Raw genomic sequence first — 24,971 nt, 5'->3', positions numbered from 1 at the left:
GCTATGTCGACGGTCAGCCCGGCGTTAGAGTGAGGGCGCGCCGACCGGAAGCGAGGATCGTGACTGGTACTTCCGTGGTCGACCAGATTCGCCTGGGCGACCACGTCTGCTGGACCTACGACGACGAGGGGGCGGCTCTCAACGTCGCCGGCCGCTTCGCGGCCACCGGCCTGCGCCTCGGCCACAAGGTCATCTGCTTCACCGACTCGTCGACCCCCCAGGCGCTGCGGGCCCGCGTCCAGGCTGCCGGGGTGTCGGCCGAGGCCGCTGTGGCGGCCGGGCAGCTGCAGGTCGTGCCGGCGGCGGAGAGGTACCTGTCGGGCGAGCGGCTGGTGCCGGAGGCGCTGGTGGCCGCCGTGGTGGACGAGGTCACCCGGGGGCAGCGCGAGGGCTACCCGGGGGTGCGGCTCTGCGGGGACATGTCCTGGGTGCTGCGCAGCCGCACCACGCTGGACGAGCTCCACCGGTACGAGTCGGCGCTCAACCCGCACTTCCTGGACGCGCGGATCGCCGGCCTGTGCCTGTACGACCGGCGGCTGTTCCCCGCCGACCGGCTGCGGGCCCTCGCCGCCGCCCACCCGGGGACCGCCGCGCCGGAGAGCGATCGGACCTGGTCGCCGTTGCTGCGGGCGTACCGGATGACCGACCCGCCGGGCCTGCGGCTGGTGGGCGAGGTGGACCAGAGCAACCGGGAGGCGTTCACCGCGGTGCTGAACGACGTGACGGGCGTCGGGGCGGCGAGCCGGGCGCCGGTGCTGGACGTCTCCGAGCTGAGCTTCGCCGACGTGGGTGCCGCGACCGCGCTGGTCCGGGCCGACCGGAGCAGCGCCACCGGCATCCGGCTGGTGGGCTGCCGGCCGGCGCTGAGCCGGCTGCTGGGCCTGCTCGACAGCGGAACCCCGACGGGCTCGCGGGCATGACCGCACCCTGCGGTACCAACGCCACCGGCCTGCGCCACGAACTTCTCCTCTACCCCGACCCGACGAGCATGCTGGCCACGGTCGTGCCGTTCGTCCAGGAAGGACTGGCCGCCGGTGAGCCGGTGCTGGTGGTCACGCCCGGCCCGCAGCTGGCGCTGATCCGCGCCGCGTTGGGCACGGACGGCGACGCCGTCCGCTGGACCGACATGGCCCGGGCCGGGCGGAACCCGGGCCGGATCCTGCCGTGGGTGCTGCAGGCGTTCGCGAACCGGCACCCCGGGCACCGGGTACGCATCGTCGGGGAGCCGGTCTGGCCGGGACGCACCGCCCAGGAGTACCCGGCCTGCGCGCAGCACGAAGCCGCGATCAACTGGGCGCTGGCGGGCCGCGAGGTGAGTGTGCTGTGCCCGTACGACGCGGGCCGGCTGGCGCCGGGGGTGCTCGCGGAGGCCCGCCGCACCCATCCGCTGCTACTGGACGGCGGCGGCAGCCGGCCCACCGCCGGCTACGCGCCGGCCGAGGTGGCGCAGCGGCACAACCAGCCCTTGCCCGTGCCGGCCGAACCGGTCGCCGTGCTCCGCTACGGCCTGGAGAGCCTCGCACTGGTGCGCCGGTTCGTGGCCGACCGGGCGGCCGGCGCCGGCCTGGACACCGAACGGGTCGCCGACCTGCAGATCGCGGTGACCGAGCTGGCCGCCAACAGCATCGTGCACGCCGGCGGCGCGGGCACGCTGCAGGTGTGGCGGACCGACAGTCACCTGGTCTGCGAGATCCGCGACGACGGCCGGCTCTCCGACCCGCTGGCCGGGCGACTCACCCCGGCGCCCGACGGCGTCGGCGGTCGGGGCCTCGTGATCGTGCACGCGCTCTGCGACCTGGTGCTGGTGCACACGTCGGCGGCCGGCACCACGGTCCGGCTGCACATGCTGCGGGAGGGTCCATGAACGACGCCGGCTATCCCCTGCGTCCGGTCGGGCGGGTGGCGTCCCCGCTGACCGATCCGGCGACCGCGCCGAAGCAGGGCGACGAGGGGGCGCCGGAGGCGTGGCTGGTCTTCGACGAGGCGTACGCCCCGGCGCTGGACGGCCTGCACGCCGGCGCGGACGTGCTGGTGCTGACCTGGCTGGACCGGGCCGACCGGGACGTGCTGGTGGTGCACCCGCGCGGCGACCTGTCCCGCCCCGAGACCGGCGTGTTCGCCACCCGCTCGCCGCACCGGCCGAACCCGATCGGCCTGCACCGGGTGCGGGTCCGCCAGGTCGACGGCGTACGGGTGCGGGTGGCCGACCTGGAGGCGCTGGACGGCACCCCCGTACTCGACCTCAAGCCGGTGCTCGACGGCGAGCGCTGACCCACCCGGCCGGGCCGGCGACCCGGCCGGGGCGGTCGGCTCAGTGGCCGCGGGCGATCCACTCGTCGAGGTGGGGCGCCTCGGCACCGATGGTGGTGTCGTCGCCGTGTCCGGTATGGACGACGGTCTCCGGCGGCAAAGTGAGCAGCCCGGTCCGGATCGACTCGATGATGGTGCCGAAGTCGCTGTAGGAGCGGCCGGTGGCGCCGGGCCCGCCGGCGAAGAGGGTGTCGCCGGTGAACACCGCGCCGAGCTCGGGGGCGTAGAGGCTGCACGCGCCGGGGCTGTGGCCGGGGGTGTGCAGCACGCGCAGGCTGGTGCCGCCCACCGGGACGGCCTCGCCTTCGATCAGCTCCCCGTCCGGCGGGGTGTCCGGGTGGACCAGGTCCCACAGCACCCGGTCGGCGGGGTGCAGCAGCACCGGGGCGCCCGTGGCGCGGGACAGCTCGGGCGCCACCCGTACGTGGTCGTCGTGGGCGTGGGTGGCCAGGATGGCGACCAGCCGGCGATCGCCGACGAGCCTGCGGATGGCCGCCACGTCGTGCGGCGCGTCGACCACGACACACTCCGCGTCGTCGCCGATCACCCAGACGTTGTTGTCGACGTCGAAGGTCTGCCCGTCGAGGGAGAACGTGCCGGAGGTGACGGTGTGGTCGACCCGGGCGGTCACGGGAACACCACCACCGAGCGGAGCACGTCGCCGTGGTGCATCCGGGTGAACGCCTCCTCGACCTGGTCGAGGGCGATCTCCTCGGTGACGAACGCGTCGAGGTCCAGTCGGCCCTGCTGGTAGAGCGCGGTGAGCATCGGGAAGTCCCGGCTGGGCAGGCAGTCGCCGTACCAGCTGGACTTGAGCGCGCCGCCGCGGCCGAAGACGTCCAGCAGCGGCAGCTCGACCTTCATCTGCGGGGTGGGCACGCCCACCAGCACGACGGTGCCGGCCAGGTCCCGGGCGTAGAACGCCTGCTTCCAGGTCTCCGGGCGGCCCACCGCGTCGATCACCACGTCGGCGCCGAAGCCGCCGGTGGCGGCGCGGATCGCCTCGACCGGGTCGTCCTCGGAGGCGTTGACGGTGTGCGTGGCGCCGAACTTGCGGGCCCAGTCGAGCTTGCGGGAGTCGGTGTCCACCGCGATGATCGTGGTCGCCCCGGCCAGCGCCGCGCCGGCCACCGCCGCGTCGCCGACGCCGCCGCAGCCGATCACCGCGACGGAGTCGCCCCGGGTCACCTGGCCGGTGTTCATCGCCGCGCCGAGGCCGGCCATCACGCCGCAGCCGAGCAGGCCGACCGCCGCGGGCCGGACGGAGGGGTCGACCTTGGTGCACTGCCCGGCGTGGACCAGGGTCTTCTCGGCGAACGCGCCGATGCCCAGGGCGGGCGAGAGTTCGGTGCCATCGCTGAGGGTCATCTTCTGCGCGGCGTTGTGGGTGTTGAAGCAGTACCAGGGGCGGCCCCGCCGGCAGGCACGGCACTGCCCGCAGACCGCCCGCCAGTTGAGCACCACGAAGTCGCCGGGGGCGACGTCGGTGACCCCCGCTCCCACCTGCTCGACCACGCCGGCCGCCTCGTGACCGAGGAGGAACGGGTAGTCGTCGTTGATGCCGCCCTCCCGGTAGTGCAGGTCGGTGTGGCACACCCCGCAGGACTGGACGCGGACCACCGCCTCGCCGGGCCCCGGATCGGGCACCACGATCGTGGTGACCTCGACCGGCGCGCCCTTGCGCCGCGACACGACTCCCCGGACTTCCTGACTCACGCTGCCTCCCGCCTGTGTCGGTCTGATTCCCCCGCGAACCTACCGCCGATCACCGCCACCGGCCCACCGCTTCGCGGCGGGTTATCCCGCCCTTCTCGGGGTACGCGGGGGCCCGGTTCTCCGCACCCGACGGGAGTGATCATGAAATTGACGCATGCGCCGCTCCGGGTCAGCATCGGCGCGTTCATCCTGAATTCCGGGCTCGGCAAGCGCAGCCTGGAGGGTGAGGCCGCGGCCGGGATGCACGGCATGGCGGTCGGTGCGATCCCGCAGCTGCGGCAGTTCGAGCCGGACCGGTTCGCCAAGCTGCTGTCCCGGGCCGAGCTGGCGCTGGGCGGCGCGCTGCTGGCGCCCTTCATCCCGTCGCTGCTGGCCGGCGCGGCGCTGACCGCGTTCGGGGCCGGGCTGGTGCAGCTCTACCTGAAGACGCCGGGCATGCGGGAGCCACACAGCCTGAAGCCCACCCAGGCGGGCATCGGCCTGGCCAAGGACGTTTGGCTGGTCGGCGCGGGGCTCACCCTGATGCTGGACTCGCTCACCCACCGCCGGCTCAGCCACTGACCGCGGCCGACCGTCTGCGTCGAGGCGGTCAGGCGCCGACCGGCGCGGGAACCGGGACGGCGGTGCGTTCGGCGGCGTACCGGCGGCGGGCGGCGTTGCGGTAGCGCAGCACCTGGACCGCGCCGACGCCCCAGAGCAGGTACTGCACGGCGAACGCCCAGCGGAACGCGGCCAGCGGCGGGGTGCTCCGGCCGGCCGGGGTGGCCAGGTCGAGCACCACGCCGACGGCGAGCACCAGCAGGATCGAGGCGACGAACCCGCCGACGTTGACGATCCCGGTGGCGCTGCCGATCCGGTGCACCGGGTTGAAGGTGCGGGCGTAGTCGAAGCCGATGACCGAGCCGGGGCCGTTGACCGCGAGCACCACGACGAGGGTCACCAGCAGCCAGTGCGGCGCGCGACCCGGCCAGGCCAGCACGACCGCCCAGACGGCGGCGGTGCCGGCGGTGATCGCGAAGACCACCACCGAGCGGTGGAACGGGTGCCGGGCGCACAGGTGCGCGATCACTGGGCCGCAGACCAGGGTCACCACGGTCATCAGGGTGAGCAGCGACGCCGCCGCGGTGGGCGAGAAGCCCTGCCCCTGGACCAGGAACGGATAGCCCCAGAGCAGCGCGAAGACCGAGCCGGAGAACTGGGTGACGAAGTGGGACCACAGGCCCAGGCGGGTGCCCGGCTGGGCCCAGGCCTCGGCGAGCTGCCGCCGGACGGTGGCCAGGTCGGCGGCGACGACGCCGGGGTGCTCGGCGTGCGGGGCGTCCCGGACCGCGACGAGGACCACCAGCAGCACGGTCGCGCCGAGCGCGGCGGCGGTGAGGAACGCGGGCGTCCAGCCGGCCTGGTGCAGCAGCGCCACCAGGGGTACGGCGCCGAGCACCGCGCCGAGCTGCCCGATGGTGCCGGTGAGCTGCACGAGCAGCGGGTTGCGTCGGCCGGGGAACCAGAACGCCACGATCCGCAGCACGCTGATGAAGGTCGTCGCGTCGCCGAGGCCGACCAGCACCCGGGCGGCGACGGCGAGCCGGACGTCGGTGGCGACGGCGAAGCAGAGCTGGCCGGCGACCATGAGCGCGCCGCCGGCCAGCAGCATCCGGCGCGAGCCGAACCGGTCCAGCAGCACGCCGACCGGCACCTGCATGGCCGCGTACACGCCGAGCTGGGCGACGGTGAAGGTGGCCAGGGTGGCGGCGTTGATGTGGAAGCGGTCCGCCGCGTCGACGCCGGTGACGCCGAGCGAGCTGCGGTGGAACACGGCGACCACGTACGCGGTGACCGCGACGGCGTAGACCAGGGCGGCGGGGCGGCCCGGGGCGACCGTACGGACGGCGGCGCTCACCGCAGTGTCCGCAGCACGGTCGCGGCGTTGTCGATGTGGGCGGCGACCGCGTCCAGCCACACCTGCGGGTCGTCGCCGTCGAGGGCGGCGAGCTGGCGGCCGTGCTCGGCGAGGACCACCTCGGCCCAGCCGGGCGAGAGCCGGAAACCGGCCTCCCCCATCCGGATCTGCCGGTCGCGCAGCCGGTGGTAGAGCTCGGCGAGGATCTCGTTGCCGGCCGCCTCCACCACCGTGGCGTGGAACGCCCGGTCGGCCGCCATCAGCGCGGTGATGTCGCCGGCGGTGTGCGCCCGGCGCATCTCGTCGAGCCAGCGGGCGAGGTCGGACCGGAGTTCGGCGCGGCGGGGCCAGACCCGCTCGGCGGCGTGCAGCTCCACCAGACGCCGGGCCTCGATGACGTCGGCGATCTCGCGTGCCGAGACGGGCCGGATCAGCGCGCCGCGCTTCGGGTAGAGCTTGACCAGGCCCTCGGTCTCCAGGCGCAGCAGCGCCTCGCGGACCGGGGTGCGGGAGACGCCCGCCGCCTCGGCGATCTCACCCTCGCTGACGAGCAGCCCGCCCGGGTAGACCTGCTCCAGGATGGCCCGCTTGAGGTGCTGATAGGCCCGCTCGGCGGCGGACGGCGCGGTGGCCCGGACGCCCGGCACGGCAGCGCTCGTATGCGTCATGTATCTATGATGCGCCTCAACGCTTCCCCGCCGTCCACCCGGCCGGCGGACCGTGACCCAGCCCACCCCACTGCCCCAGCAGGAGAGCGAGATCGCCGAGGAGAACGGGTCAGGGGGTGAGGGTGATGGCGGTGTCGGTGAGGGCGAAGCGGGTGTCGTAGGGCGTGCCGAGGGTGTTGAGGAGATCGGCGAGCCAGCGGGCCTCGGCCGGGGCGGCCGGCTCCAGGCGCATCCGCCGCATCCGGACCGGCAACAGCCGCAGCCGGCACAGCTCGCCGGTCTCCGCGTCGAGCGCGGGCAGGAGCAGCAGCCGCAGCTCCGGGCGGTACTCCTCCTGCCCGCCGATCCCCTCGTAATCGTCGATGAGGTCGCCGCACCCGTACAGGACCAGCCGCCCCCGGTACCGTTCGATCGGCCGGGGGTGGTGCGACGAGTGGCCGTGCACCACGTGCACGCCGGCGTCGATCAGCGCGTGGGCGAACGCGACGTGTTCGTCCGGCACCTCATGGCCCCAGTTGGAGCCCCAGTGCACGGAGACCACCACCAGGTCCGTCGCCCCGGCCGCGTGCGCGATCCGGTCGGCGAGCGCCTCCGCCGCGGCCACCGAGGTCTCCGGCAGGTAGGCCACCCCGGGCCGCCCGCCCGCGGCGGCCCATTGCGGGAACACCCCGCTGGACGGGGCGCCCACCGACCAGACCAGCAGCCGGCGACCGTCACGCAGCGGCACCGCGGCCGGCCGCCACGCCTCCTCGGCGTCCCGGCCCGCGCCGGCGGTCCGGATGCCCGCCCCGTGCAGGGTGTCCAGGGTGTCGGCGAGCCCGGTCGGGCCGAAGTCGAGCACGTGGTTGTTGGCCAGCGCGCAGACGTCGAGGCGGGCGGCGGTCAGACAGGGCAGGTTCGCCGGGTGCATCCGGTAGTGGATGCCCTTGCCGGCGGCGTGCTCGCCCCGCGCGGTCACCGCCGTCTCCAGGTTGACGATCCGCACGTCCGGGCGCTCCTCGTCGAGCAGCGGCAGCGCGTCGCCCCACGGCCACTCCGGCGGGGCCGGGCACGGCACCGGCCCACCCACCGACTCGGCGAGCTCCACGTAGCGGCGGGCGTCGGTGACGGCCTGCTCCCAGAGGGTGGGCGGCCCCGGGTGGGGCAGGATCTGGTCCACGCCCCGGCCGGTCATCACGTCACCGGCCAGGAAGAGGCTCACCTCGGACATGCCGAGGACTTTCCCCGCCGGGGGCCGGGCCGCACCTGCCCGGCGGCGGAAATCCGGCGGCCCGGGACGGCGGGCAGCGCCAGCCGGTGCGACGTCGACCGTCCCCGATGGCGTAATCCCTGCCCGCTCGCCGGCTCGACGGCCGGCTGAGCTGGTTATCGTGGGCACGCAGCTGACCGGCCGTCGGCGAGGAGCCCGGATTGACCACCACCGCGCCCGTCCGCGCCTGGCACCGGCCGATGCGGGCCCGCCGGCCCGACGAGGAGCACCGGGCGGCGACCCCGCTGGAGCTCTTCTTCGACCTCTGTTTCGTGGTCGCGGTGGCGCAGGCGGCCGCCGGCCTGCACCACGACGTCGCGGCCGGGCACCTCGGGCACGCCCTGGTCAGCTACCTGACCGTGTTCTTCGCGATCTGGTGGGCCTGGATGAACTTCACCTGGTTCGCCTCCGCGTACGACACGGACGACGACATCTTCCGGTTGACCACGCTGGTGCAGATCACCGGAGCGTTGATCCTCGCCGCCGGGGTGCCGCGCGCGTTCACCGACGCCGACTTCACCACGATCACCTACGGATACGTGGTGATGCGGCTGGCCGCCGTGGTGAACTGGCTGCGGGCCGCGGCCGGCGACCCGGAGCGCCGGGCCACCGCGGTGACGTTCGCGGCCGGGGTCACCGTGGTGCAGCTCGGCTGGCTGCTGCGCCTGCTGTTGCCGGACGAGGGTGGCCTGGCGGTGTTCCTGGTGCTGGCGTTGGCCGACCTGCTGGTGCCGGTGGTGGCCGAACGGCGCGGCCGGACCACCTGGCACCCGCACCACATCGCCGAGCGGTTCCAGCTGTTCACCCTGATCGTGCTCGGCGAGGTGGTGCTCTCCACGTCACTGGCGATCCAGAGCGGGGTGGACGCCGGCAACCCGGAGCTGTGGTCCCTGGCCGCGGCCGGCATCGTGATCGTCTTCGCGCTCTGGTGGCTCTACTTCGACCGGCCCAGCCCGCTGCCGCCCGAGTCGCTGCGGGGCGCGTTGTCCTGGGGTTACGGCCACTACCTGATCTTCGCGGCGGTCGCCGCGGTGGGCGCCGGGCTGGCCGTGGCGGTGGACCACGAGCTGCACGCCGCGCACGTCTCCGGCCGGCTCGTCGGCTACGCCACCGCCGTGCCGGTCGCGGTCTACCTGCTCGCCCTCTGGGCGCTGCATCTGCGGGGCAAGCGCGGCGTGGACCTGGTCCTGTTCCCCGGCGCGGCGCTGCTGGTGCTGGTGGCGCCGTGGCTCGCCGCGCCGGTCGACGTGGTCGCCGGGGTGCTGCTCGTCCTGGTGACCGTCACGCTGGTCCGGCGGCACCGGACTCCGACCAGAACCGCCTGACCAGGGCCTCGAACTCCGCGGCCCGCTCGATCTGCGGCATGTGCCCGGTGTCCGGGAACAGGTGGTGACGGGCCCCCGGCAGCCGGGTACGCGCGTTGGTCAGGTGGCTGGCGGGCAGGATCAGGTCCCGGTCGCCCCAGACGAGCAGGGTGGGCAGGTCGAGAGCGGCGACCGCGGCGAGCAGCTCGGCCCGCCACTCGGGGCGTACGCCCCGCCAGGTGCCCAGGCTCCGGACCAGCTCCAGCATCACCCGAGCGGCGTGCGGCTGGCGGGCCGCGGCCAGCGCGGTGGCGATCCGCTCCTCCGTGACGTAGATCGGGTCGAAGAAGATGGCCCGTTCGGTGCGGCGGGCGAGCGCCGGGTGCGGCCGCAGCAGCAACCGGGCGATCGGGCGCACGGCCAGCACCCGCAGCGCGACCGTCACCTCCCGGCCGAAACCGGCGCTGTTGACCAGCACCAGGCTCGCCACCCGCGCGGGCTGGTCGGCGGCGAGCCGCATGGCCACCGCCCCACCGAGGGAGTTGCCGACCAGGTGGACCGGGCCGGTGACCCCGGCGGCGTCCAGGAACCCGGCGACGGCGGTGGCCAGGACGGGCAGGGTGTGCGGCGCGTCCAGCGGCGCGGAGCCGCCGTGCCCGGGCAGGTCGACGCCGAGCACCCGATGGTCGCGGGCCAGCGCGGCGTGCAGGGCGGTGAAGTCCTCGAGGGTCCGGCCGATGCCGTGCAGCAACACCACCGGCGGGCCCTCGCCGGCGATCCGGCAGCGGACCCGCCGGCCGGCCACGGCCAGCTCGTCGGCGGGCGGCAGGGCGACGGTCATGCCGACCGCCCGGGGTCGGGCGCGACGGATTCCGGCGCGACGGGTTCCGGGGCGGGTCGGGGCGCGGGCACCGGGGCCGGCTTCGGTCGCATCCCGAGGGCCAGGACCTTCCCGTACGAGGCGGGGGCGAGCCGGCCCAGCAGGTCGGGCAGCTTCGCCGACCAGCCGATCAGCACCCGGCCACGCCGGCGGTGCACGCCGCGCAGGATCACCTCAGCGGCCTTCGCCGGGTCCATGGAGAGCAGCTTCTCGAACTGCTTGCGGCCGGCCTCGTACTCCTCGCGGGAGACGCCGCTGCCCACCCGGGCGCTCTGCGCGATCCGGGTGCGGATCCCGCCCGGATGCACGGACGTGACGCCGATCCCGTCGTCCACCAGCTCGTGCCGCAGCGCCTCGGTGAAGCCGCGCACCGCGAACTTGCTCGCCGAGTACGCCGCCTGGCCGGGGGGCGCGATCAGTCCGAAGAGGCTGGAGACGTTGACCAGGTGGGCGCCCGGCTCGGCCTTGAGCGCGGGCAGCAGGGCGTGGGTCAGCCGGACCACGGCCCGGAAGTTGATCTCGATGACCCAGAGGAACTCCTCCAGGGTGACCTGGTCGAACCGGCCGCCCAGCGCCACCCCGGCGTTGTTGACCAACAGCCGGATCCGTGGGTGCGCGCGGCGGATCTCCGCGGCCACCCGGTCGGTGGCCTCGGGGTCGGCGAGGTCCACCAGGTGGGTCTCGATCCGCCGGTCGGGGTGGGCCGCGCGGATCGCCGCGACCACGGCGTCGAGCCGCTCGGCGTCCCGGTCGAGCAGGACCAGGTCGGCGCCGCGCCGGGCCAGCCCGTGCGCCAGGGCCTCGCCGATGCCGCTGGCCGCGCCGGTGAGCACCGCGGTGCCACCGGGGAAGACGAAGTCACGCATGCGGTGCGCTCCTCGGAGTCAGGCGACGGGCGCGGGCCGCTCGGCCGCGCCGTCGGTGGCGGGCGTGGCGGCCCGGGAGAACCGGACGCCCTCGTCGGTGAGCCGGCCGTGCCGCATCAGCAGCACGTCCCGGGGGTAGTTCTGGTGCAGCCGCCAGGGGGCATTCGGGCCCTGCTTGGGCAGCTGGTCCACGGCGCGCAGCACGTACCCGGACTGCAGGTCGATGATCGGCACCAGGTCGCCGGAGGCCGGCGCGAGCGGGGTGACCACCTGCTGGCCGGTGGCGTCGAGGTGGCGCAGCAGCCGGCAGACGTAGCTGGCCACCAGGTCGGCCTTCAGCGTCCAGGAGGCGTTGGTGTAGCCGATGGTCATGGCGAAGTTCGGCACGCCGGAGAGCATCATGCCCTTGTAGGCGACGGTCTGCGCCAGGTCGACCTCGGCGCCGTCCACCGCGATCCGCATGCCGCCGAGGGCGAGCAGGTTCAGGCCGGTGGCGGTGACCACGATGTCGGCGGGCAGTTCCGCACCGGAGGTGAGTCGGATGCCCCGCTCGGTGAAGGTGTCGATGGTGTCGGTGACCACCTCGGCCCGGCCCTGGCTGACCGCGGTGAAGAGATCGCCGTCGGGCACCACGCAGAGCCGCTGGTCCCAGGGGTCGTAGCGGGGCGAGAAGTGCCGGTCGATGTCGTAGCCGACCGGCAGCTTGCCCTGGGCGGCCCGGCGCAGGAACTTCTTCACCAGGCCGGGGGCGCGCCGGCTGAGCTGGAAGTTGGCCACCCCGAGCACGACGTTCTTCCAACGCACCACCGCGTACGCGGCCTTCGCGGGGAGGCGGCGCCGCAGGGCGTCGGCAAGCGCGTCGCGCGAGGGCAGCGAGATGACGTACGTGGGTGAGCGCTGGAGCATGGTGACGTGCCCGGCCTGCTCGGCCATCGCCGGGACCAGGGTGACCGCGGTGGCGCCGCTGCCGATGACCACCACCCGCTTGCCGGCGTAGTCGAGGTCCTCCGGCCAGTGCTGCGGGTGCACCAGCCGGCCGGTGTAGCGCTCGACGCCGGGGAACTCGGGGGTGTAGCCCTCGTCGTAGCCGTAGTAGCCGGAGCAGGTGAACAGGAACGCGCAGGTGAGGACCACGTGCTCGCCGGTGTCGGCGCGGTGGGCGTGGACCGTCCAGCGCGCGGTGGCGCTGTCGAATTCGGCGCGGATCACCCGGTGGTGGAAGCGGATGTGCTCCGACACGCCGTGCTCCCGGGCGGTCTCCCGCACGTACTCCCGGATGGAGTCGCCGTCGGCGATCGCCTTCGGGTTGGTCCACGGCTTGAAGGAGTAGCCGAGGGTGTACATGTCGGAGTCGGAGCGGATGCCCGGGTAGCGGAACAGGTCCCAGGTGCCGCCGATCGCGTCCCGGGCCTCCAGCACGGCGTACGTCTTGCCGGGACACTCGCGTTGCAGGTGGACGGCGGCGCCGATGCCGGACAGCCCGGCACCGACGATGAGGACGTCGACGTGGTCGGAGGCCATGGCATCTCCCGTTCGGGCGGCGGTCGAACCGGACCCTATCCACCCCTGTCGACGCCAGTCAACACCCTGTCGAGTCGTATCGACAGGGTGTTGAGCGGGTGTAGCATCAGCCCACATGACCACCGCCCGTACGCCGACCGGGGCCGCGCCGACGCGCGGACGGCGATCGGGCCGCTCCGCCGGCGACGACCGGGAGCTGGCCATCCTCGCCACCGCCGAACGGCTGCTGGAACGGCGCGCCTTCGGCGACATCTCCATCGACGACCTGGCGAAGGGCGCCGGCATCTCCCGGCCGACGTTCTACTTCTACTTCCCGTCCAAGGACGCGGTGCTGCTCACCCTGCTCGACCGGGTCACCGAGGAGGCGAACACCGCCGCGGGCGACGTGCTGGACCGGCTCGCCGAGGACCCGCGCGCCCGTTGGCGGGAGCTGATCTCCCGGTTCCACGCCACCTTCGGCGGTCACCGCGCGCTGGTGCTGGCCTGCGCCCAGGTCCGCGGCACCAACGCCGAGGTGCGCCGGCTCTGGGCCGAGGTCCTCGAGCGCTGGGTCCGCGCGGTCGAGGCGGCCATCGAGGGCGAACGCCGCCGCGGCGCGGCCCCGGACGGGCTGCCCGCCCGGGACCTCGCCATCGCGCTGAACTCGATGAACGAACGTGTCTGGTACGCCACCTTCGCCGGGGACGGACCGGCGGTGGCCGAGCGGGACGTGGTCGACGTGCTGCTCGACGTCTGGCTGACCGCGATCTACCGGACGACCACGCCGCCGCCGGCCTGAGCGGTCAACCGGCTCGGCTGAACTCCATAACCCAGTTCGTCTCCCAGGTGCGTTCGCCGTCCGTGGAGAACGCCTGCTCCCAGCGGCAGGAGGCGGGCGTGATCGCCGACCAGATGAACCGGCACCGGATCGGCCGCCCCTCGTCGGTGTCGTCGCCGTAGAAGGTGCCGACGCCGTCGACGAACCGGCCCACCACCGGCGGCAGTTCCAGGACCCCCCGCCGGCTGTTCATCCAGTAGATCGACCAGAGCCCGGTCTGCACGTCGCGGATCCGGATCGTCGACCCGGAGAAGCCCTGGGTCGGGAAGTGGATCTCGTCGAAGCTGCCGGCGCCGGCGAAGAAGGAGCGCGCGACCGAGGTGCCGGGGAACTCGTCCCACTCGTCGCTGCCGACGTGCCGCTTGCGCAGCCGTCGGCTGGTCACGTCCCAGCTGCCGACGAAGAAGTCGAAGTCGCCCATCAGTGGCCCACCGGCCCCTCGGCGCGGCTGTCGGCCAGGTAGCCGGCCAGGTCCGGCCGGTCGGGGGCGAGGACGTGCCGGACCCAGGCGGCGCGCTCGTGCTCCAGCACGCCCAGCTCCCAGACGCAGCCCACGCCGGGGCGGTCCAGCGGGACGAAGTGCGCCGGGTCGTCGTCCGGGCAGTCGAGGGCGGGCTGGCCGGCGATCGCGATCCGGCACTCGACCACGTTGTCCCAGAACCAGCTGTACGCCAGCAGGTACGCCCCGGTGTCCGCGCCCCGGTGCAGCACCACCCAGCTCGCCGGCGGGGTGCCCCCGTCCGGCTCGGGCAGCAGCTTCGGCAGGTAGGCGTACGCGGCCTCCACCACGGCGGGTTCGAGGCGGCGGTCCGGCTGATCGATGTGGTAGCGCTTGACGTGCCGGCCGGCGACCTCCAGGGTCTCCGGCACGGTCAGTTCCTTGTCGTGAAAGGCCATGCCGGGACGGTAGGGCCACTCCCCTGACAGCTACTGTCAGTGGAATGCGGGCCAGTCGTCTCCTCTCGATCCTGCTGCTGCTCCAGGCCCACGGACGGCTCACCGCCGCCGAGCTGGCGCGCCGGCTGGAGGTCTCGGTGCGCACCGTCTACCGGGACGTAGAGTCGCTGCACGCCGCCGGCATCCCGCTGTACGGGGAAGCCGGCCACGCCGGCGGCTACCAGCTCGTCGACGGCTGGCGGACCCGGCTGACCGGCCTCACCGCCGAGGAGGCCGACCGGCTGCTCTTCGCCGGGCTGCCCGGGCCGGCCGCCGAGCTGGGCTACCAGCCGGTCGTCGCCACCCTGCAACTCAAGCTGCGGGCCGCGCTGCCGCCCCCGCTCGCCGACCGGGCCGCCCGGCTCCAGGAACGGTTCCACCTGGACACCCCCGGCTGGTACTCCGACGGCGACCCGTCGCCGTACCTGGCCCCGGCCGCCGAGGCGGTGTGGCGGCAGCACCGGGTCCGGGTGCGCTACCGGAGCTGGAGCGGCGAGGTGACCCGGGTGCTCGAGCCGTACGGGCTGGTGCTCAAGGGCGGCCGCTGGTACGTGGTGGCCGCGCGGCCGGACCGGCCCGAGCCGGCCACCTACCGGGTCAACCAGATCCTCGACCTGACCCCGCTGGACGAGCCGTTCGACCGGCCCGAGTTCGACCTGCCCGGCTGGTGGCGGGCGCACGTGACGGACTTCCGGGCCCGGCTGCACCGGGACGAGGCGACCATCCGGCTCTCCCCGCGCGGCCGGGAGCGGCTGCGCGAGATCGCCAGCGACGCGGTGGTCGCCGCCGTGGACGCCACCGCCGGCCCACCCGACGACGGCGGTTGGGTGCGGGCGGTCGTACCCATCGAGTCGCTCACCCACGCCCACGGTGACCTGCTCCGGCTCGGCGCGGAGGTGGAGGTCCTCTCCCCCGCCGCCCTGCGCGACCAGCTTGCCGACACCGCCGCCGCCCTCACCGCCCTCTACCACCGCCCCGGAGCGCCCTCATCCGGTTGATCAAGAGATTCGCGTCCGGGTCGACCTCGTCCGAGACGCGCAACGGGCGTTCGCGGTCAGCGGAGTTCGTGCCGGGCGGCGGCGAGGGCGGTGATGCCGCGTTCGATGTCGCCGGGCGGGTTGGCGGCGTAGCCGAGCACCAGGCCGGGGGGCTGCGGTCGCTGCCCGTGCCACGACAGGGGCTGCACCTTGACGCCCCGCCGCAGCGCCGCCGCGGCCAGCGCCGCGTCGTCGACGTCCCCGGGGAGGGTGACCAGCAGGTGCAGGCCGGCGGCGGCGCCGTGCACGACCGCCCCAGGCAGGTGGTCGCGGATCGCCCGGATCATCGCGTCCCGGCGGCGGACGTGCCGGCGGCGCAACAGCCGCAGGTGCCGTTCCAGCGCGCCGGAGTCCATCAGCTCGGCCAGCACGAGCTGGGGCAGGGCCGCGTTGCCGAGGTCGGCCATCCGCTTGGCGGCCACCAGGGCGGCGTGGTGCCGGGACGGCACCAGCACCCAGCCGATGCGCAGCGCCGGGGCGAGCAGCTTGGAGATGCTGCCGGTGTAGCAGACCCGCTCGGGCAGCATGCCGCGCAGGGCCGGCACCGGCGGCCGGTCGTAGCGGTGCTCGGCGTCGTAGTCGTCCTCGATGACCAGGCCACCCCGCTCGGCCCAGCGCAGCAGGGCCCGGCGCCGGTCACCGTCGAGCACCGCGCCGGTCGGGAACTGGTGCGCCAGGGTGAGCATCACCGCCGGGGCGCCGGTCGCCGCCAGCCGGTCGACCCGGAGCCCGCGGTCGTCGACCGGCACGGGTGGGGTGTCCAGCCGCCAGTTGCGCAGGTGCTGGCGTACGCCGAGGGAGCCGGGGTCCTCGACGGCCACGGTGTGCACCCCGTCGTCGTGCAGCACCTGGGCGAGCAGGCCGAGCGCCTGGGACACCCCGGCGACGATCACCACCTCCGCCGGGTCGACCCGGATCCCCCGGTTGCGGGCCAGCCAGGTGGCGACCGCCAGCCGCAGCGCGGGCGTGCCGGTCGGATCGCCGTAGCCGAAGGCGGCGGGCGCGAGGCGGTGCAGCACCACGCGTTCCGCCCGCAGCCAGGCCGCGCGGGGGAAGGCCGCCAGATCGGGTACGCCGGGCGTCAGGTCCAGCTCCGCCGGGGCGGTACGCAGCGCGTCGAAGACGTCGGTGCCCGGCCGGGCGGCGAACACCTCGACCCGGGCGGGCGGCCGCGGCGGCCGGGTGACCACGGCGGCGGGGGTTGCCACCACCACGGTCCCGGCCCGGCCCCGCCCCACCACGGGGCCGTCCTCGGTCAACCGCTGGTACGCCTCGGTCACCACGCCGCGGGAGACGCCCAGCTCGGCGGCGAGGACCCGGCTGGCCGGCAGGCGAGCACCGACCGGCACCCAGCCGTCGGCGATCGCGGCGCGCAGCCGCCCGGCCAGCCAGTCGGCCCGGCCGCCGGGCGGGGCGTCGCCCACGTCGAGCTGAAGGAAGTCGGCACCGGCCGTTATGGACCCGTCGGCCTCGTGCGGTTTGGCCCTGTCCACCGGGCCATTATGGCCGCAGGCTGGACGTCGTGAGTATCGCCTTTCTGTTGACCACGCTGGTCGTGGTGCTCACCCCGGGCACCGGGGTGGTGTACACGCTCTCCACCGCGCTCGCCGCCGGCCGGCGGGCCGGGCTCCTCGCCGCGGTCGGCTGCACGGCGAGCCTCCTGCCGCACCTGGCGGCCGCGCTCACCGGTCTCGCCGCCGTGCTGCGCGCCGGCACCCCGGCGTACCGGGTGGTGACCTGGCTGGGCGTGGCGTACCTGCTCTGGATGGCCTGGTCCGCGCTGCGCGAGCGGGCCCCGCTGCCGGTCGACGACGGACGCCCGCCCCGGCCGGCCGCCCGGGTGATCCGCGACGCGGTGCTGGTGAACCTGCTCAACCCCAAGGTGACCGTGTTCTTCGTGGCGTTCCTACCGCAGTTCGTGCCGCCGGACTCGCCGGCCGCGACGACCCGAATGCTGGTCCACGGCAGCGTCTTCATGCTGGTCACCCTCGTCGTCTTCGCCGGCTTCGCCGTGCTGGCCGGCGCGCTCCGGCGCCGGGTGCTCGCCCGGCCCCGGCTGACCCGGCTGCTGCGGCACGGCTTCGCCGGCAGCTTCCTCGCCCTCGGCCTCGGCCTGGCCCTCACCGCCCGTTAGGAGCCTCCCGTGCGTTTCCGGCACTCGCCGCAGGTCTGGTCGACGTTCCCCGAGCTGAGCTGCGGTGTCCTGCACGTCACCGGGGTTGCCCGCACCGTCGACATCGGACGATCGCTGGCCCGCCACGCCGATACGGCCCGGGCCCGTCTCGCCGCCGGCCCGGAGGGCGGGTTCCCGGAGATCCAGGCGTGGCGGCGGGCCTTCGCCCGGATGGGGCTGCCGCCGACCCGCTACCGGTGCGCGGCCGAGTCGCTGCTGCGCCGCTTCCGCCGCGACGGCGAACTGCCGCGCCTGCACCCCCTGGTCGACCTGGGCAATGCCCTCTCCCTCGGGTACGCGGTGCCGGTGGCCGTGCTCGACGTCGGTCGGATCACAGGCGACCTCGCGGTACGCCCGGCCACCGGCGAGGAGACGTACCAGACCCTCGGCGGGGACGAGGAGCACCCCGAGCCGGGCGAGTTCGTCTTCGCCGACTCGGCCGGGCGGGCGCACTCCCGGCGCTGGACGCACCGGCAGAGCGGCTGGTCGGCGGTCCGCCACGGCACCGGTGAGGTGCTGGTGGTCATCGAGGCGATGCACGAGGGCGGGGCGGAGACGGTGCGCCGGATGCTCGCCGAGCTGGCGGACGCGCTCGCCGTGCCGGCAAGGACGGCGGTGCTCACCGCCGACGCGCCCGAGTTCGCGCTGGCGACGGCCGGGTGAGAGGGCTCCCGGCGGTGGTGCGGCGGCCGCCGCCGGGAGCACCGGTCAGGGCAGCGCCGGCGGGTCCAGCCAGCGCCAGGTGACGCCGTCGGCGGAGAGCCAGGCGCCCTTGCTGTCCGGCCAGCCGGTCTGCACGTACCCGCCGGACACCGGTCGCGGGTCGGCGCCCGGTCCGAGGGTGGTGGGACGCAGCGTCGCGCCGTCGTCGGAACTGGCGAACATCAGCGGGTCCTCCGCCGCCGAGATGCCGGCCTGGACGATCAGCACCCCGTCGGGCCGCAGCGCCGCGCGGATCGTGCGCTCCCCGACGTCGGCCGTCCCGGCCGTACGCGTCCACTTCTCGCCGCCGTCCGTGCTGCGCCACACCACCAGGGCGCCGCGGACCCGCCCGACCGCGTACACGGTGCGACCGTCCCGCGTGGCCACCGCGGGGCCGCCCAGGTCGTCGGAGGCGGTCAGCCCGTCGGGGAACTGGTGTCGCCGCCAGGTCCGGCCGCCGTCGCGGCTCACCTCGACGGCGCTGCCGGTCCAGATGATCCGGCCGCCGTCGCCGACGACCTGACCGGTACGGCCGCTGACCCAGAGACCGGCCATGGCCGGCACGCTGTCGACGGCAACCGCGGCGCGCAGCGTGGACCGCTTCGCGAGCTGCGCGACGTCCCCGGTGACCGGATCCACGGCGACGAGGGCCTCGTCGCTCGGACCGGGCTCACGGGCAAGCACCCGCCAGCCGGCCGGCAGCGCGCCCACCTGCTGCACGGTGACCTGCCGCCAGGTGATCCCGCCGTCGCTGCTCGCCGCCCAGCGGGCCGACCGGCTGTCGGGGGCGGAGCTGGAGAGGTACCAGGCGACCAGGGTGCGGGGCCCGACCGCGCGCAGGTCCACCATCGCGTCGTCCGGGACCGGCAACGCCCCGGTGCGCCAGTGCCGGCCCCCGTCGTCGGTGCCGGCCCAGCGCAGCGGGCAACCGTTACGGCACTCGGTCCAGCGCAGGTAGACGTGGTCCAGGTCGCCGGCGGAGGGGCGGCCGGTGAGGACCTGGCGAGCCGGGCCAGGGGTGGGCGTGCCGCCCGGGGTGGGGATGAAGGCGGGGGTGCGGTCGGGGCCGAATCCGGGCGCGGGCGCGGCCCCGCCGTCCGGTCGGGCCGCCACGGCGACCCCCGAACCGGTCACCAGCAGGGCCAGCGTGGCGACCGTCAGGATCCGGCGGCGCCGCCGCCGGGCTCGCGCGGCCACCTGGTCGAAGTGCGGCTTGAAAGCGGCCTGGGCGGCGGCGTTCAGCCCGGCGAAGTCGAGCTCAGGCATGAGGGGCCTCCTGGTCCTGCGACAGCGAGGAGCGGCCGGACCGGCCCGTCGGGATGAGGTGCGCCGGGGCGGCGTCGCCGAGGTGATCGGCGAGGGCCCGGCGGGCCCGCACCAGGCGAGTCTTCACCGCCTCCACCGAGCAGCCCAGCACGGCGGCCACCTCGCTGACCGGGAGGTCCGCGAGATGGTGCAGCACGACGGTCTCGCGGGCCTGCCGGGGCAGCCGTTGCAACGCCGCCACCAGGGCGACGTGGTCCGGCGACAGGTCCGGCGCGGTGCGCTGCGCGGGGTCCAACCGGCCGGAGCGGACGAGCCCGTGCAGGAATGCCCGGCGGCGGTAGCGGGACCGGGCGACGTTCAACGCCACCGTCCGCAGCCACGCCTCCGGGTTCGCCACCTGCCGGAACCGCCCCGGACGCGCCAGCGCCCGGACGAACGCCTCCTGCACGACGTCCTGCGCCTCCGCGTAGTCGCCGGTCATCGCGTACAGCTGGGCCACCAGGCGCGCCGCGGAGGCGGCGTACACCTGTCTGACCTGTTCCTGTGGGTCCACATCGTCCCCTCCCGTGTCAGTCGCTGCATCCGGTACGACCGACGAGCGGGCGGTGAGGTGACATCCCACGTCGGCGGACGCGCGGCGGGCGACCTGCCGGCCCGAAGTGCTGCGGCGGGAGCGGCTCAGGCGCCGGGGTGATCCCCGTCGTCGGGGCGGGTGAGCTCGTCGAACTCGGCGGGGGTGAGCTCGCCCAGGCGCAGGCGGCGGGCGTTGGCGGCGAACCGGGCGATGGCCGCTCCCCGGGGGTCGGGCCGGAGAAGCAGGCCGCCCTCGGCGGCCAGCGCGGTCGCCTCGTCGGCGACCTGGCGGGGGTCGTCGATGTCGACCGGCTCGCCGTGCAGCTCGCGCAGCGCGGCCGCGAGCTGCGCGTCCGCCGCGTCGCCGGTGCCCCACCACCGCCGGGCCAGCTCGACCGTGCGGCCGAGGGTGTCCTCGCCGACCTTCTCGGCGCGCAGCACGGCGCGCATCATGCTGAGGAAGGTGACGGTCACGGCGTCGGAATCATCGGCGATCATGCCTGGCACCCTAGCGACCCGCTGCGACAAAACCGGTGGGGCACCCGGTCGGCGGCGGCATGATCGGGGCATGGAGCGACGACCGCCCCGGGGGCACCGGATGATCCCGCACACCGCCGACGTCCGCATCGAGGCGTGGGCACCGGACCGGGAGGGTTGCGTGGCCGAGGCGGTGGCCGCGCTGGTGGACAGCTTCGTGGACACCACGGGGGCCGTCGCGGACGGGGAGGCCGAGTTCCGGGTGCCGCCGGGCGACGACCCCGACCTGCTGGTGGGCGTGCTCGACGAGGTGATCTTCCGGATGGAGACGGAGGGTGAGCTGCCCCTGGCGACGGAGGTGCGGGCGGCCGACGACGGCGGCCTGGCGGTGCTCTGGCGGACCACCGGCACGGACGCGGTGGAGCTGGTCGGCGCGGTCCCGAAGGCGGTGTCCCTGCACGAGCTGCGCTTCGGCCGGGATGGCGCGGGCTGGTGCGGCGCGGTGACCCTGGACGTGTGAGGCGGCTCAGCCCTTCACCACGCCGAGCGGGACCAGCCGGGCCACCCGCCGGCACAGGCCCGCCCCCTCGGCGGCTTCGACCACCGCGGTGACGTCCTTGTAGGCGGTGGGCATCTCCTCGGCCAGTCCGCGCCGGGACGCGCCCCGCACCGCGATGTCCTGCGCCTCCAACTCCCGACGCGGGTCGTGGCCGCGGACCGCCTTGGTGGCCTGCTTGCGGCTCTGCACCCGGCCGGCGCCGTGGCAGGTGGAGGCCCACGCCGGTGCGCCGGGCACGCCGGTGAGGACGTACGAGCCGGTGCCCATCGAGCCGGGGATCAGCACCGGCTGCCCGACCGGGCGCAGGTCCTCCGGCAGGTCCGGGTGCCCGGACGGCAGGGCCCGGGTGGCGCCCTTGCGGTGCACGCAGAGCCGGCGCGGCGCGCCGTCCACGTCGTGCATCTCGATCTTGGCCAGGTTGTGCGAGATGTCGTACACCAGGTCGAGGTCGCAGCCGGTCACCCGGCTGAAGACCTGGCGGGCCGCGTGGGCGAGCAGTTGCCGGTTGGCCCGGGCGTAGTTGGCCGCCGCGGCCATCGCCCCCAGGTAGGCCCGCCCCTCGTGGGACGACACCGGCGCGCAGGCGAGCTGCCGGTCGGGCACGTGGATGCCGTAGCCCGGCATCACCTTCTCCATCCCCCGGACGTAGTCCGTGCAGATCTGGTGGCCCAGCCCCCGCGAGCCGCAGTGGATCATGACGCAGACCTGACCGGCGCGCAGCCCGAACGCCGCCGCCGCCGACTCGTCGTACACCTCCTCGACCGCCTGCACCTCCAGGAAGTGGTTGCCGGAGCCGAGGCTGCCCACCTGGCGCGCGCCGCGCTCCACCGCCCGCTCGCTCACCTGGGCCGGATTCGCGTCGCCGACCGCGCCGTAGTCCTCGCAGCGGTCCAGGTCCCGCTGGACCCCGAACCCCCGCTCGACGGCGTACCGGGAGCCGCCGCGCAGCACCCCGTCGAGTTCGGCGCGGTCGGCCAGGTGCCACACCGCGCCCTTGCCCATGCCGCGCGGGGTGGACTCGCTCAGGCCGTCCATCACCGCGTCCAGCCGGGGGCGCAGCTGATCCCGGTCCAGGTCGGCGGCGAGCAGCCGCACCCCGCACGAGATGTCGAAGCCGACGCCGCCGGGCGAGACCACGCCCCCCTGCTCGACGTCCGTGGCGGCCACCCCGCCGATCGGAAAGCCGTAACCCCAGTGCACGTCCGGCATCGCGTACGAGGCGTCGACGATGCCGGGCAGGGTGGCCACGTTCGCCACCTGCTCCAGCGACCGGTCCGCCCCGGCGTCGGGCAGCAACGACCGGGAGGCGAAGACCACACCGGGCACCCGCATCGGGTCGTGCCGGTCGATGCGGAACCGGAACGGCGACTCCTCAACCAGGTCCATCCGGCTCGGCTACCCAGGCCCGGACCGGTTACACCCCCTCTGGTTCGGCTCGCCCGATCCGGGTAGTGCGCCGTCATGCCCCAGCAATACGAGGACTACGACAGAATCGCCATCGTCACCGGCGCGGACTCCGGCATCGGCAAGGCCTGCGCGGTGGCGCTCGCCGAGGCCGGCTTCGACATCGGCATCACCTGGTACGGCGACCCGGACGGCGCCGACCGGACCGCCACCGAGGTGCGCGCCACCGGCCGCCGCTGCGAGGTGGCCGAGGCGGACCTGACCCGGCTGCCCGGGGCAGCCGCGGTGGTCGACCAGCTCGCCGACCGGCTCGGCGGGCTCGGCGTGCTCGTCAACAACGCGGGCACCGGCCTGGCCACCCCCTTCGTCGAGGTGTCCTGGGCGCAGTGGCGGGAGGTCCTCCAGGTGGACCTGGACGGCCCGTTCCTCTGCTCCCAGCGCGCCGCGCGACGGATGCGTACCGCCTGCCGGGGCGGCCGGATCATCAGCATCACCAGCGTGCACGAACACGCCCCCCGGGTCGGCTCGTCGGCGTACTGCGCCGCGAAGGGCGGGCTGGGGCTGCTCACCAAGGTGATGGCGCAGGAGCTGGCCGCCGACGGCATCACGGTGAACGCGGTCGCCCCCGGGGAGATCGCCACCCCGATGACCGGCCAGGAGGACATCGACCCGGGCACCCAGGCCCGCCCCGGGGTACCGGTGGGCCGCCCCGGGGACGCCCGGGAGGTCGCCGCGGTGGTGGCGCTGCTCGCCTCGCCCGCGGCGGCGTACGTGACCGGGGCGTCGTGGCCGGTGGACGGGGGGATGCTGCTGATGGGCCCGCAGGCCAACGCGTTGACGTCCAACGACTGGCGAACCGTCTGACCGCCCCGGTCACCCCGCCACCGCGATCGAGGCCCGGCTGATGTGTCTGAACTGGAGGGCGAAGGCCGCCAGCGCCGCCACCACGCCCACCGCGATCGCCGGACCGGGTGGCGCGCCGAAGAGCGCGACCAGCAGGGTGACGCCGAGCCCGATCAGCAGCCCGTTGACCGCGCCGACCAGCGCGGCCGTGGTCAGCAGCAGGTGCGCACGGCGCGGCCGCTCGCCCACCGCCGCCCAGATCGCCCCCCGGCCGCCCCCGCCGGCCAGGGCGTCGGCGAAGAATTCCTGGTCGGCGGCGAACCGCCGGTGGTACCAGCCGCGGATGCGCTGGATCCGCTGCAGGTCCAGCGAGTTCTCCACCATGTTCTGCACCAGCCGGCCGAAGGTCAGCAGACCGGTGATCACCAGGGTCGGCAGCACCGCGCCGAGATAGGGCCGCAGCAGGTGTCCGGTGCCGGAGACGAAGCCCAGCCCGATCAGCGCCGCGGAGAGCAGGGACAGGAAGATCGTCGTCCGCCCCACCGACTCGGTGATGGTGGCGCTGCGCGAGGTCTGCAGCACGAAGTGCTCGGTGGTGAGGGCGGTGAGCAGGGCCTGCTCCCGCGCGTCCTCGTCCATCCCGCCGCCCCTTCCGGTCACCGTCACGATACGGAGCCGGACCGCCAGCGCGGGTCGGAACGGGCGGGGCGCCGGGCAGGCGAGGTCACACCGATCCGACCCGCCGCCCCGGCCCCGTCGACGGCGGCGGAGAATGGACCGGGCGGGCGCGCGACCAGCGGATAGGGAACAGGGGGCGGGTATGTCGGAGACGCGGCAACGGCCGGCGGACGGCGGACGCCGCGAGCTGCGCGCCGACTGCTCCCGCTGCTCCGGGATCTGCTGCGTCGCGCCGGCCTTCGCCGCCTCCGCCGACTTCGCCATCGACAAGCCCGCCGGGCGGCCCTGCCCGAATCTGGGCGCCGACTCCCGCTGCGGCATCCACCGCGACCTGCGGCAGCGGGGCTTCCCCGGCTGCACGGTGTTCGACTGCTTCGGCGCCGGTCAGCACCTGGTCCAGGAAACCTTCGGCGGGCGGGACTGGCGGGACGACCCCGCGACCGCGCGCCGGATGTTCGACACCTTCGCGGTGCTGCGGCCGCTGCACGAGCTGCTCTGGTACCTGACCGAGGCGGCCGCGCTGACCCCGGCGGGCGCGCTGCGGGACGACCTGGCGGCCGCCCTGACGGAGACCGGGCGGCTCACCGACGGCACCCCGGAGGAGTTGCTCGCCCTGGACGTCGACGCGCACCGGGACCGGGTCAACCGGCTGCTCTCCCGGGCCGGCGAGGCGGCCCGGGACGGACGGCAGGGCGTGGACCGACGCGGGACGGTGCTGATCGGCGCGGACCTGCGCCGGGCCGACCTGTCCGGGGCGAACCTGCGGGGCGCCTGCCTGATCGGCGCGGACCTGCGCGGGGTGGACCTCGGCACGGCCGACCTGACCGGGGCGGACCTGCGCGGCGCCGACCTGCGCGGGGCGGACCTGGGCCGGTGCCTCTTCCTGCACCAGTCCCAGCTCGACGCCGCGCGCGGCGATCACCGGACCGTGCTGCCGCCCCGCCTGGGCCGCCCCGCCCACTGGACCCTGACCGTCACCCCGGTCCGGCCGGCCGCCGGCCGGCGGTCCGCCGGCCGCCGCCGGCGCTGACGAACGCGGCGGCCGGGGACGTTTCACCCCAGCGGTGCCGGGTAGCCGGTGGCGACCGCGACCGC

At 75.0% G+C, this 24,971-nt stretch carries 28 protein-coding genes; 12 read left to right on the top strand and 16 right to left on the bottom strand.

All coding sequences use genetic code 11. The features are described from left to right. Positions 1–59: 59 nt before the first annotated feature. Genes Q2K19_RS27435 through tsaA form a run of 3 tightly spaced genes read left to right on the top strand, consistent with a single transcriptional unit; the run spans position 60 to position 2,271 of the window. Positions 60–920: an MEDS domain-containing protein gene (locus Q2K19_RS27435; RefSeq protein ID WP_302765014.1), complete on the top strand. Its 861-nt coding sequence runs from the start codon at positions 60–62 to the stop codon at positions 918–920. After that, positions 917–1,864 (top strand): sensor histidine kinase, encoded by a 948-nt coding sequence (locus Q2K19_RS27430; RefSeq protein WP_302765013.1) that lies wholly within the window; start codon positions 917–919, stop codon positions 1,862–1,864. Before Q2K19_RS27435 ends, Q2K19_RS27430 begins: the two co-directional genes overlap by 4 nt. Beyond that, positions 1,861–2,271 (top strand): tRNA (N6-threonylcarbamoyladenosine(37)-N6)-methyltransferase TrmO, encoded by a 411-nt coding sequence (gene tsaA / locus Q2K19_RS27425; RefSeq protein WP_302765012.1) that lies wholly within the window; start codon positions 1,861–1,863, stop codon positions 2,269–2,271. Before Q2K19_RS27430 ends, tsaA begins: the two co-directional genes overlap by 4 nt. Positions 2,272–2,311: 40 nt before the next feature. On the opposite strand, the gene Q2K19_RS27420 is transcribed toward tsaA, so the two are convergent. Beyond that, positions 2,312–2,941, bottom strand: a complete 630-nt coding sequence (locus Q2K19_RS27420; protein WP_302765011.1) for an MBL fold metallo-hydrolase — start codon at positions 2,939–2,941, stop codon at positions 2,312–2,314. Further along, positions 2,938–4,026 carry an S-(hydroxymethyl)mycothiol dehydrogenase gene (locus tag Q2K19_RS27415; protein ID WP_302765010.1) on the bottom strand — a complete coding sequence of 363 codons (1,089 nt, stop codon included), beginning with the start codon at positions 4,024–4,026 and terminating at the stop codon, positions 2,938–2,940. The genes Q2K19_RS27420 and Q2K19_RS27415 overlap by 4 nt, the downstream gene beginning before the upstream one ends. 141 nt (positions 4,027–4,167) lie before the next feature. Here Q2K19_RS27415 and Q2K19_RS27410 point away from each other — a divergent pair, with 141 nt between their 5' ends. Beyond that, positions 4,168–4,587: a hypothetical protein gene (locus tag Q2K19_RS27410; RefSeq protein ID WP_302765009.1), complete on the top strand. Its 420-nt coding sequence runs from the start codon at positions 4,168–4,170 to the stop codon at positions 4,585–4,587. A gap of 28 nt (positions 4,588–4,615) precedes the next feature. Here the strand turns inward: Q2K19_RS27410 and Q2K19_RS27405 are convergent, their stop codons facing one another. The 3 genes from Q2K19_RS27405 to Q2K19_RS27395 form a co-directional block, all read right to left on the bottom strand. Next, on the bottom strand, positions 4,616–5,923 hold the full coding sequence (locus tag Q2K19_RS27405) for an MFS transporter (protein ID WP_302765008.1): 1,308 nt from the start codon (positions 5,921–5,923) through the stop codon (positions 4,616–4,618). Then, positions 5,920–6,591 (bottom strand): GntR family transcriptional regulator, encoded by a 672-nt coding sequence (locus tag Q2K19_RS27400; protein ID WP_302765007.1) that lies wholly within the window; start codon positions 6,589–6,591, stop codon positions 5,920–5,922. Before Q2K19_RS27400 ends, Q2K19_RS27405 begins: the two co-directional genes overlap by 4 nt. Before the next feature lie 109 nt (positions 6,592–6,700). Continuing rightward, complete coding sequence (locus Q2K19_RS27395; RefSeq protein ID WP_302765006.1) at positions 6,701–7,801, bottom strand: CapA family protein; 1,101 nt, start codon at positions 7,799–7,801, stop codon at positions 6,701–6,703. Between the two features lie 200 nt (positions 7,802–8,001). On the opposite strand from Q2K19_RS27395, the gene Q2K19_RS27390 reads away from it, so the two are divergent. Next, positions 8,002–9,165: a low temperature requirement protein A gene (locus tag Q2K19_RS27390; protein WP_302765005.1), complete on the top strand. Its 1,164-nt coding sequence runs from the start codon at positions 8,002–8,004 to the stop codon at positions 9,163–9,165. Here the strand turns inward: Q2K19_RS27390 and Q2K19_RS27385 are convergent. The 3 genes from Q2K19_RS27385 to Q2K19_RS27375 are packed head-to-tail and all read right to left on the bottom strand — an operon-like array spanning position 9,122 to position 12,411. Next, the gene (locus tag Q2K19_RS27385) at positions 9,122–9,985 is read right to left on the bottom strand and encodes an alpha/beta fold hydrolase (protein WP_302765004.1); all 864 of its coding nucleotides are present in this window, start codon (positions 9,983–9,985) and stop codon (positions 9,122–9,124) included. The genes Q2K19_RS27390 and Q2K19_RS27385 overlap by 44 nt on opposite strands. After that, the gene (locus tag Q2K19_RS27380) at positions 9,982–10,890 is read right to left on the bottom strand and encodes an SDR family NAD(P)-dependent oxidoreductase (RefSeq protein WP_302765003.1); all 909 of its coding nucleotides are present in this window, start codon (positions 10,888–10,890) and stop codon (positions 9,982–9,984) included. The genes Q2K19_RS27385 and Q2K19_RS27380 overlap by 4 nt, the downstream gene beginning before the upstream one ends. Positions 10,891–10,908: 18 nt before the next feature. After that, on the bottom strand, positions 10,909–12,411 hold the full coding sequence (locus Q2K19_RS27375) for a flavin-containing monooxygenase (RefSeq protein ID WP_302765002.1): 1,503 nt from the start codon (positions 12,409–12,411) through the stop codon (positions 10,909–10,911). A gap of 115 nt (positions 12,412–12,526) precedes the next feature. Here Q2K19_RS27375 and Q2K19_RS27370 point away from each other — a divergent pair, with 115 nt between their 5' ends. Beyond that, a complete protein-coding gene (locus tag Q2K19_RS27370) occupies positions 12,527–13,189 on the top strand; it encodes a TetR/AcrR family transcriptional regulator (protein ID WP_302765001.1) in 663 nt (220 codons plus the stop codon). A 4-nt stretch (positions 13,190–13,193) separates the two neighbouring features. Here Q2K19_RS27370 and Q2K19_RS27365 read toward each other — a convergent pair whose 3' ends face one another. Beyond that, positions 13,194–13,649: a hypothetical protein gene (locus Q2K19_RS27365; RefSeq protein ID WP_302765000.1), complete on the bottom strand. Its 456-nt coding sequence runs from the start codon at positions 13,647–13,649 to the stop codon at positions 13,194–13,196. After that, positions 13,649–14,125, bottom strand: coding sequence for a hypothetical protein (locus Q2K19_RS27360; protein ID WP_302764999.1), 477 nt, complete (start codon positions 14,123–14,125; stop codon positions 13,649–13,651). The genes Q2K19_RS27365 and Q2K19_RS27360 overlap by 1 nt, the downstream gene beginning before the upstream one ends. 44 nt (positions 14,126–14,169) lie before the next feature. On the opposite strand from Q2K19_RS27360, the gene Q2K19_RS27355 reads away from it, so the two are divergent. After that, on the top strand, positions 14,170–15,162 hold the full coding sequence (locus Q2K19_RS27355; protein WP_302764998.1) for a helix-turn-helix transcriptional regulator: 993 nt from the start codon (positions 14,170–14,172) through the stop codon (positions 15,160–15,162). Positions 15,163–15,218: 56 nt separating this feature from the next. On the opposite strand, the gene pdxR is transcribed toward Q2K19_RS27355, so the two are convergent. Further along, positions 15,219–16,694 carry a MocR-like pyridoxine biosynthesis transcription factor PdxR gene (gene pdxR / locus Q2K19_RS27350; RefSeq protein ID WP_302764997.1) on the bottom strand — a complete coding sequence of 492 codons (1,476 nt, stop codon included), beginning with the start codon at positions 16,692–16,694 and terminating at the stop codon, positions 15,219–15,221. 29 nt (positions 16,695–16,723) lie between these two features. Between pdxR and Q2K19_RS27345 the strand changes: the two genes are divergently transcribed. Continuing rightward, entirely contained in the window at positions 16,724–17,335 is a 612-nt protein-coding gene (locus Q2K19_RS27345) for a LysE family translocator (RefSeq protein ID WP_302764996.1), read from the top strand. Between the two features lie 9 nt (positions 17,336–17,344). Further along, complete coding sequence (locus tag Q2K19_RS27340; protein ID WP_302764995.1) at positions 17,345–18,037, top strand: B3/B4 domain-containing protein; 693 nt, start codon at positions 17,345–17,347, stop codon at positions 18,035–18,037. Positions 18,038–18,082: 45 nt separating this feature from the next. On the opposite strand, the gene Q2K19_RS27335 is transcribed toward Q2K19_RS27340, so the two are convergent. From Q2K19_RS27335 to Q2K19_RS27325, 3 genes are all read right to left on the bottom strand, one after another. Then, positions 18,083–19,342, bottom strand: coding sequence for a sialidase family protein (locus Q2K19_RS27335; RefSeq protein ID WP_302764994.1), 1,260 nt, complete (start codon positions 19,340–19,342; stop codon positions 18,083–18,085). Beyond that, a complete protein-coding gene (locus Q2K19_RS27330; protein ID WP_302764993.1) occupies positions 19,335–19,895 on the bottom strand; it encodes an RNA polymerase sigma factor in 561 nt (186 codons plus the stop codon). The genes Q2K19_RS27335 and Q2K19_RS27330 overlap by 8 nt, the downstream gene beginning before the upstream one ends. 125 nt (positions 19,896–20,020) lie before the next feature. Then, a complete protein-coding gene (locus Q2K19_RS27325) occupies positions 20,021–20,413 on the bottom strand; it encodes a hypothetical protein (RefSeq protein ID WP_302764992.1) in 393 nt (130 codons plus the stop codon). 70 nt (positions 20,414–20,483) lie between these two features. On the opposite strand from Q2K19_RS27325, the gene Q2K19_RS27320 reads away from it, so the two are divergent. After that, complete coding sequence (locus Q2K19_RS27320; RefSeq protein ID WP_302764991.1) at positions 20,484–20,912, top strand: archease; 429 nt, start codon at positions 20,484–20,486, stop codon at positions 20,910–20,912. 6 nt (positions 20,913–20,918) lie between these two features. Here Q2K19_RS27320 and Q2K19_RS27315 read toward each other — a convergent pair whose 3' ends face one another. Next, positions 20,919–22,337 (bottom strand): RtcB family protein, encoded by a 1,419-nt coding sequence (locus Q2K19_RS27315; protein ID WP_302764990.1) that lies wholly within the window; start codon positions 22,335–22,337, stop codon positions 20,919–20,921. A 75-nt stretch (positions 22,338–22,412) separates the two neighbouring features. Between Q2K19_RS27315 and Q2K19_RS27310 the strand changes: the two genes are divergently transcribed. After that, positions 22,413–23,219 (top strand): SDR family oxidoreductase, encoded by an 807-nt coding sequence (locus Q2K19_RS27310; RefSeq protein ID WP_302764989.1) that lies wholly within the window; start codon positions 22,413–22,415, stop codon positions 23,217–23,219. 9 nt (positions 23,220–23,228) lie between these two features. Here the strand turns inward: Q2K19_RS27310 and Q2K19_RS27305 are convergent, their stop codons facing one another. After that, positions 23,229–23,837 carry a hypothetical protein gene (locus Q2K19_RS27305; RefSeq protein WP_302764988.1) on the bottom strand — a complete coding sequence of 203 codons (609 nt, stop codon included), beginning with the start codon at positions 23,835–23,837 and terminating at the stop codon, positions 23,229–23,231. A 181-nt stretch (positions 23,838–24,018) separates the two neighbouring features. Between Q2K19_RS27305 and Q2K19_RS27300 the strand changes: the two genes are divergently transcribed. Beyond that, positions 24,019–24,906: a pentapeptide repeat-containing protein gene (locus Q2K19_RS27300; RefSeq protein WP_302764987.1), complete on the top strand. Its 888-nt coding sequence runs from the start codon at positions 24,019–24,021 to the stop codon at positions 24,904–24,906. Positions 24,907–24,971: the final 65 nt, after the last annotated feature.

It is taken from the genome of Micromonospora sp. NBRC 110009, from assembly GCF_030518795.1.
In the GTDB taxonomy this organism is placed as follows: Bacteria; Actinomycetota; Actinomycetes; order Mycobacteriales; family Micromonosporaceae; genus Micromonospora.
Note: the sequence above shows the minus strand (reverse complement) of the source record. Positions and strands in the feature narration are given on the sequence as shown.

What these genes read in the sequence shown, in the direction of transcription:
- Q2K19_RS27430 (WP_302765013.1), top strand. Translation starts at nt 917, where the DNA reads ATGACCGCACCCTGCGGTACCAACGCCACCGGCCTGCGCCACGAACTT.
- tsaA (WP_302765012.1), top strand. Translation starts at nt 1,861, where the DNA reads ATGAACGACGCCGGCTATCCCCTGCGTCCGGTCGGGCGGGTGGCGTCC.
- Q2K19_RS27410 (WP_302765009.1), top strand. Translation starts at nt 4,168, where the DNA reads ATGAAATTGACGCATGCGCCGCTCCGGGTCAGCATCGGCGCGTTCATC.
- Q2K19_RS27400 (WP_302765007.1), bottom strand. Translation starts at nt 6,591, where the DNA reads ATGACGCATACGAGCGCTGCCGTGCCGGGCGTCCGGGCCACCGCGCCG.
- Q2K19_RS27395 (WP_302765006.1), bottom strand. Translation starts at nt 7,801, where the DNA reads ATGTCCGAGGTGAGCCTCTTCCTGGCCGGTGACGTGATGACCGGCCGG.
- Q2K19_RS27385 (WP_302765004.1), bottom strand. Translation starts at nt 9,985, where the DNA reads ATGACCGTCGCCCTGCCGCCCGCCGACGAGCTGGCCGTGGCCGGCCGG.
- Q2K19_RS27380 (WP_302765003.1), bottom strand. Translation starts at nt 10,890, where the DNA reads ATGCGTGACTTCGTCTTCCCCGGTGGCACCGCGGTGCTCACCGGCGCG.
- Q2K19_RS27375 (WP_302765002.1), bottom strand. Translation starts at nt 12,411, where the DNA reads ATGGCCTCCGACCACGTCGACGTCCTCATCGTCGGTGCCGGGCTGTCC.
- Q2K19_RS27370 (WP_302765001.1), top strand. Translation starts at nt 12,527, where the DNA reads ATGACCACCGCCCGTACGCCGACCGGGGCCGCGCCGACGCGCGGACGG.
- Q2K19_RS27365 (WP_302765000.1), bottom strand. Translation starts at nt 13,649, where the DNA reads ATGGGCGACTTCGACTTCTTCGTCGGCAGCTGGGACGTGACCAGCCGA.
- Q2K19_RS27360 (WP_302764999.1), bottom strand. Translation starts at nt 14,125, where the DNA reads ATGGCCTTTCACGACAAGGAACTGACCGTGCCGGAGACCCTGGAGGTC.
- Q2K19_RS27355 (WP_302764998.1), top strand. Translation starts at nt 14,170, where the DNA reads ATGCGGGCCAGTCGTCTCCTCTCGATCCTGCTGCTGCTCCAGGCCCAC.
- Q2K19_RS27335 (WP_302764994.1), bottom strand. Translation starts at nt 19,342, where the DNA reads ATGCCTGAGCTCGACTTCGCCGGGCTGAACGCCGCCGCCCAGGCCGCT.
- Q2K19_RS27325 (WP_302764992.1), bottom strand. Translation starts at nt 20,413, where the DNA reads ATGATCGCCGATGATTCCGACGCCGTGACCGTCACCTTCCTCAGCATG.
- Q2K19_RS27320 (WP_302764991.1), top strand. Translation starts at nt 20,484, where the DNA reads ATGGAGCGACGACCGCCCCGGGGGCACCGGATGATCCCGCACACCGCC.
- Q2K19_RS27315 (WP_302764990.1), bottom strand. Translation starts at nt 22,337, where the DNA reads ATGGACCTGGTTGAGGAGTCGCCGTTCCGGTTCCGCATCGACCGGCAC.
- Q2K19_RS27310 (WP_302764989.1), top strand. Translation starts at nt 22,413, where the DNA reads ATGCCCCAGCAATACGAGGACTACGACAGAATCGCCATCGTCACCGGC.
- Q2K19_RS27305 (WP_302764988.1), bottom strand. Translation starts at nt 23,837, where the DNA reads ATGGACGAGGACGCGCGGGAGCAGGCCCTGCTCACCGCCCTCACCACC.
- Q2K19_RS27300 (WP_302764987.1), top strand. Translation starts at nt 24,019, where the DNA reads ATGTCGGAGACGCGGCAACGGCCGGCGGACGGCGGACGCCGCGAGCTG.